Genomic DNA, 5,243 nt, shown 5'->3' on the forward strand with positions numbered 1-5,243 from the left:
AGATGTGTATAAGAGACAGGCCCCGGACCGTGGTCCCCCGACCGCGTCCCACGGAACGCGGCGGCCAGGTCCGGGTTGATCGGCGGATTCTTGCCCGGGTCGAACGGATCCACATGCCCCGCGTACAGGTCCAGCATCCGCGGCCGGCCGCGCGGCTCGGCCGAGCTGAGCTCCACGTGCTGCCACAACGGCACCGGGCGGCGCTCGCTGACCACGACGGCGGTGTCACCGCGCACCATCTCGAGCCAGTCGCCGAACTCCTCGGCGTTGGACACGGTCGCGGACAGGGACACGAGCTGCACGTCGTCGGGCAGGTGGATGATCACTTCTTCCCAGACCGGGCCGCGGAACCGGTCGGCGAGGTAGTGGACCTCGTCCATGACGACGTAGGCCAGCCCGTCCAGTGCGGCCGAGCCGGCGTACAGCATGTTGCGCAGCACCTCGGTGGTCATCACGACCACGGGTGCGTCGCCGTTGATGCTGGTGTCCCCGGTCAGGAGGCCGACGTTGGCGGCGCCGTGCCGGGCGGCGAGGTCGGAGTACTTCTGGTTGCTCAGCGCCTTGATGGGGGTGGTGTAGAACGCCTTGCGGCCGCCGGCGAGGGCGAGGTGGACGGCGAACTCGCCCACGACGGTCTTGCCGGCTCCGGTGGGTGCGGCCACGAGTACGCCGCGGCCGGCCTCCAGGGCCTGGCACGCCTCGATCTGGAAGCCGTCGAGCGTGAAGCCGAGGTTCTCCCGGAAGAGGTCCAGTTCGGGGACGGTGGACTGGGGCGGACGTCGCCGCGAGGCGGCGTACCTTTCGGCGGGACTCGGCCCGTCGCCACGGCGTGTCATGGTGCACAGACTACGGGCGAAGGTCGGGCAGGTGGAAAAACCCCGCCGCGCACGACGTCGTGCGCGGCGGGGTGCTGTCCGCCGGGTGGGCGGAACGGTCGATGGTGCGGGTCAGAGGCGTGCCAGCTTCTTCTCCTGGCGTCGGTCGTGCAGCCAGGCCAGGCCCAGGGCCACGAAGTAGAGCAGGCAGATGGGCAGTGCCACCAGGATCATGGTCCACGGGTCGGGGGTGGGGGTCATGACGGCGGCGAACGTGAACGCGACCAGGATGGCCCACCGCCAGCCCTTGATCATGGAGGAGGCCGGCAGCAGTCCGGCGAGGTTGAGGCCGGTCAGCACCACCGGGGACAGGAATGCCAGCCCGAACGCGATCAGGAGCCGCATCACCAGGGACAGGTAGTCCTGGGCGTTGGTGAACCCGGTGGCGTCGTCGGGCAGGAAGCCGGACAGGATCGCGATGGCGTGGGGGAACACGAACCAGGCCATGAGGGCTCCGCCGAGGAACAGCGGGATGGCGGCGCCGACGAACCCGTAGGCGTACCGCTTCTCCTTCTTGGTCAGGCCGGGCGTGATGAACGCCCACAGCTGGTAGAGCCACCAGGGGCAGGTGAGGAACACCGCCAGGAACAGCGCGGACTTGATCTTCAGGTCGAGCGCCGCCATGGGGCCGGCGAAGTTGAGCGTCATCTCGTTGCCGCGCAGCTCCTCGGCGACCACGAGTGGCTGCTGCAGGGCCTGCAGCAGCGGGTCGTACAGCAGCCAGCCGGCGACGGCGCCGACCAGGAGGCCGAGCGCGACCAGGACGATCCGCTTGCGCAGTTCCCTCAGGTGGTCGATCAGCGGCATCCGGCCGTCGGCCGGACGCGTCGTTCGTGCCACCGGTTCAGGCCTTGGGGGCGTCGTCGCCCTTCGAGGCCCCGCTCGAGGGTGCGGTGCTCCCGTCCTTGGTGCTGTCGTCGCGCTTGTCGTCGTCGTTGTCGTTGCGCAGGTCGTTGAGCTCGCGCTTGAAGATCTTCATCGACTGGCCCACGCTCTTGGCCAGGCCCGGCAGCCGGGTGGACCCGAACAGCAGCAGGATGATGGCGATCAGGATGATCCAGTGCCACGGCTGTAGGGCGCCCATGGTGACTCCTCGCGGTTTGGCGGAGCCGGAGATCTCCGGCTCCGGAAGTGTCTGACACCACGATCCTACGCACGAACCCGTGCAGGACGGAAACTCCCGTCAGGGCCGGGGATGCCCCGCAGGCGCACCGGCGTCCGGCATCTGCGGCGGCACCTGTCCGTGCGGGTGGCCCTGCGCCTGCGCGATCGCGCGGGCCCGCTCCGCCTGCTTCTCCTTGCGCCGTGCGGCCCGGCGCCGGACCAGCGGCCGCACGGCCAGGTACCCGAGCCCGCCCACGGCGGCCCAGGGCAGCAGCGCGCCGACGATCACGATCAGCACGTTGAAGCTGGCCACCAGCCCGTTCCAGCTGGTGGCCAGGCCTCCGACGAACCCGGCCGGCTCTGCCTCGAGCGGCGGTCGTTCCGCCCGGATCTCCAGGTGCACGGTGGACAGGGCGACCTCGTCGTGGAGCCGGTCGCGTTCGGCCCGCAGTGCATCGAGGTCGGCCTGGCGGGCGGACAGCTCGCCCTCGATCTTGAACAGGTCGCTGATGTCGTCGGCGTCGGACAAGAGCTCGGTGAGCCGGTCCACGGACGTGGCCAGCGCGTCGATGCGCGCGTCCAGGTCCTGCACGCTCCCGGTGACGTCCTGGGTCTCCAGGCTCCGGTCGGTCACCTCCCCGAGGTCCTCGAGCGCGGACAGGGTCTCGCTGACCCGGTCGACGGGGACACGTAGGGTCAGGGACGCGGAGCCCGCGCCGCCGTCGGAACCGGCGGACTCGTCGCGGGACTCGACCCGACCGCCGGATTCCTCCGTGAGCTGCGCGACCTGCTCGGCGGCCGCGAACGGATCCGCGGCGACCAGCGTCGCGTACCCGACCGTGACGAGCTGCCGGGCGACGTCCGCATCCTGCTGCGCGGCGACGTCGTCGCGTGCTTCGCCCTGCGCGGCGTCGCCTCCGCCGATGTCGCCGGCTTCCTCGCCCACGACCGGCTCCCCGACGTCCTGTCCGTCGGCGCCGGACTCGGCGCCCGGTCCTGAACATCCGGCGAGCAGCACACCGGCGAGAGCGATGCCGGCCACCGCCGGAACGAGCTTTCTCCTCGTTGTTCTCATACTTCGATCGTGTCGGGCCCCGCGTCGGTCTTTCCCCGTTCCACCCAACCGTGACAAGGACGTGACCCGGCGTGACGGGTTCGTGACCGGCACGGATGCCGCTTCGGCAGGGGTTGGGCTCAGGGGTCGGGCTCAGGGGGTGTCGCCGCGGGCGGGCAGGTCGTTGAAGTGGCGCCAGCGTTCCCACGTCCGCTCGTGCCGGGCGCGGCGGGCGGCCTTGCGGGCCGCGGCGGCCTCGCGCAGGGCGGCGACGCGGGCGTAGTGGGTGGTCAGGTCCTCGGAGAACATGCTGGGCCGGTGGGGTTCGGCATCCGCCCGTGCGTCCTCGGCGGCGTTCAGGGCGGCGTCCAGCCGGATCAGGGCCGGGCCGTGCCGGTCCTCGGCACGCTCGACCTCGGCCATCAGGGCGTGGACCACTCCCCACAGCCACCGGCCCAGCAGGATCGCGCCCACGACGGTCGCGACCAGCAGGACGGCCCACAGCGTCACCCAGAACCAGACGGACATGAGGGCACCCTACGTGCTGTGACCGTCGACCGCGTCCGTCGGCGACGTCTCCACCTGCCGCGGGCCGGGAATCCCGGCCGTGTCGTAGGCGGCCAGCGCGTCACCGGCGGCGGCACGCACGTCCGCGGCGAGCTGCTCGGGCCACACCGACCGCACCTGGGAGGGGATCTCCAGCAGGATGCGGCGCAGCCAGTCCGGATTGGTCACGTGCAGCGTCACCTCGAAGTCGCCGCCGGGCAGGTTCGTGACCGTCTCCACGGGCACCTCCTCGGCGAACCAGCGGGCACCGGAGGCCAGCACCAGCGTGGCCAGCGGCGCCTGCGCGTCCGACACGCCCGACAGGTCGACCTCACCCGCGTCCGGATGCTCGGCCACCGGCTCCTCCAGCACCATGGCCGCCAGGATGCGGTCCACCCGGAACGTGCGCGGCCCGCCGGCGCGGTAGCACCAGGACGCCAGGTAGGCGTGCTCGCCCGTGGTGTGCAGCCGGACCGGGTCGATCTCCCGCTCGCTGGTGGTGTCCGCCCCGGACACGTACCGGATCCGCAGCCGCCGCCCGGCACGCAGGGCCGCGGTCAGCCTCGCCACCACCTGCGGGTCACCACCGGCCGCGAGCCGCACGTCCACCGCGTCGGCCGCCTCACCGGTCGCGTCGGTGAGCTTCTCCAGCGCGGACTCCACCAGCTCGCTCTGCGCCGCGTCGTCGGCCACGGCAGCCAGCTCGCGCATCGCACGCAGCGCCGCGACCAGCGCCACCGCCTCGCTCGGCCCCAGCCGCAGCGGACGGGTCATCCCCCGCGACTCGGTCAGGCGTACCACCCCCGACTCGATCGACTGCGCGTCGAAGTCGATCAGATCATCCGGCCAGTAACCCGGCGTGCCCGAGACCCACAAGGCGTCCACGTCCGCGTGGATCTGCGCCGGACTCACCCCGAACCGTGAGGCCAGCTCCGCGACCGGCACCGGCCCCGCCCCGTCCAGATACGCCACCAGACCCAGCAGCCGCACCAACCGGTCATCCGCGCGCTCAGCCACGCTCGCCTCCCTCGTCCTGGCCCCGCTCGCCCGTCCCGTGCCCGACGACGGTCCCGGCCGCCTCACGCAGCCGCCGCAGCACCTCGTCACGCAGCTCAGGAGGATCCAGCACCAGCACCGCGGCACCATACCCGGCCAGATGCGCACCCATCCCGTACACACTACGGAAGGGCACCTCCACCAGGTCCCGCGGATCCTCCTCGGCCGACACCGCCCACCCCGCCTCGGCGACCTGCTTGCCCCGCGTGCGCAGCTCCGCCGCCCGCTCCGGCCGGATCGCCAGCACCGCGGTCCGCATCGGCGCCTGACGCCCCGAACGTCCCAGCATCCGGTCCGTGTCCAGCCCCTCCGGCACCTCGAACGCACCCGGCGGACCCGACAACCGCACCCGCCCCTCGATCCGCGACAACCGGAACACCCGCGGCGCATCCCGCTCCAGGTCATGACACAGCAGATACCAGCCACCACCACGCGCCGCGATCCGCCACGGCCACACCCGCCGCGTCCGCACCTGACCGTCCGACGCCGCCCGATACCGGAAGGACGCCACCCGCCGCTGCGACACCGCCTCCAGCAACGGCCCGTACGCCTCCCCCACCTGTCTCTTATACACATCTGACGCTGCCGACGATAAGGCTCGTGTAGAT

General features: G+C 71.8%; 7 protein-coding genes. All 7 read right to left on the reverse strand.

Annotation, left to right across the window (positions count from 1 at the left end; genetic code table 11):
• On the reverse strand, nt 1–836 hold an 836-nt coding region (locus HGK34_RS21855), incomplete at its 3' end, for a DEAD/DEAH box helicase (protein WP_201851477.1).
• A 111-nt stretch (nt 837–947) separates the two neighbouring features.
• Entirely contained in the window at nt 948–1,715 is a 768-nt protein-coding gene (gene tatC, locus HGK34_RS21860; protein WP_307816171.1) for a twin-arginine translocase subunit TatC, read from the reverse strand.
• 4 nt (nt 1,716–1,719) lie between these two features.
• Nucleotides 1,720–1,959 carry a Sec-independent protein translocase subunit TatA gene (gene tatA / locus HGK34_RS21865; RefSeq protein WP_201851478.1) on the reverse strand — a complete coding sequence of 80 codons (240 nt, stop codon included), beginning with the start codon at nt 1,957–1,959 and terminating at the stop codon, nt 1,720–1,722.
• Between the two features lie 99 nt (nt 1,960–2,058).
• Nucleotides 2,059–3,054: a DUF4349 domain-containing protein gene (locus HGK34_RS21870; protein WP_201851479.1), complete on the reverse strand. Its 996-nt coding sequence runs from the start codon at nt 3,052–3,054 to the stop codon at nt 2,059–2,061.
• A 132-nt stretch (nt 3,055–3,186) separates the two neighbouring features.
• Complete coding sequence (locus HGK34_RS21875) at nt 3,187–3,561, reverse strand: hypothetical protein (protein WP_201851480.1); 375 nt, start codon at nt 3,559–3,561, stop codon at nt 3,187–3,189.
• A gap of 9 nt (nt 3,562–3,570) precedes the next feature.
• Complete coding sequence (locus HGK34_RS21880) at nt 3,571–4,596, reverse strand: helix-turn-helix transcriptional regulator (RefSeq protein WP_201851481.1); 1,026 nt, start codon at nt 4,594–4,596, stop codon at nt 3,571–3,573.
• Nucleotides 4,589–5,243 (reverse strand): helix-turn-helix transcriptional regulator (locus HGK34_RS21885; RefSeq protein ID WP_201851482.1); only part of this gene is annotated, 655 nt, incomplete at its 5' end. The genes HGK34_RS21880 and HGK34_RS21885, both read right to left, overlap by 8 nt.

It is taken from the genome of Myceligenerans indicum (genome assembly GCF_016742955.1).
Classification (GTDB): Bacteria; Actinomycetota; Actinomycetes; order Actinomycetales; family Cellulomonadaceae; genus Myceligenerans; species Myceligenerans indicum.

What these genes read in the sequence shown, in the direction of transcription:
- tatA (WP_201851478.1), bottom strand. Translation starts at nt 1,959, where the DNA reads ATGGGCGCCCTACAGCCGTGGCACTGGATCATCCTGATCGCCATCATC.
- HGK34_RS21870 (WP_201851479.1), bottom strand. Translation starts at nt 3,054, where the DNA reads ATGAGAACAACGAGGAGAAAGCTCGTTCCGGCGGTGGCCGGCATCGCT.
- HGK34_RS21875 (WP_201851480.1), bottom strand. Translation starts at nt 3,561, where the DNA reads ATGTCCGTCTGGTTCTGGGTGACGCTGTGGGCCGTCCTGCTGGTCGCG.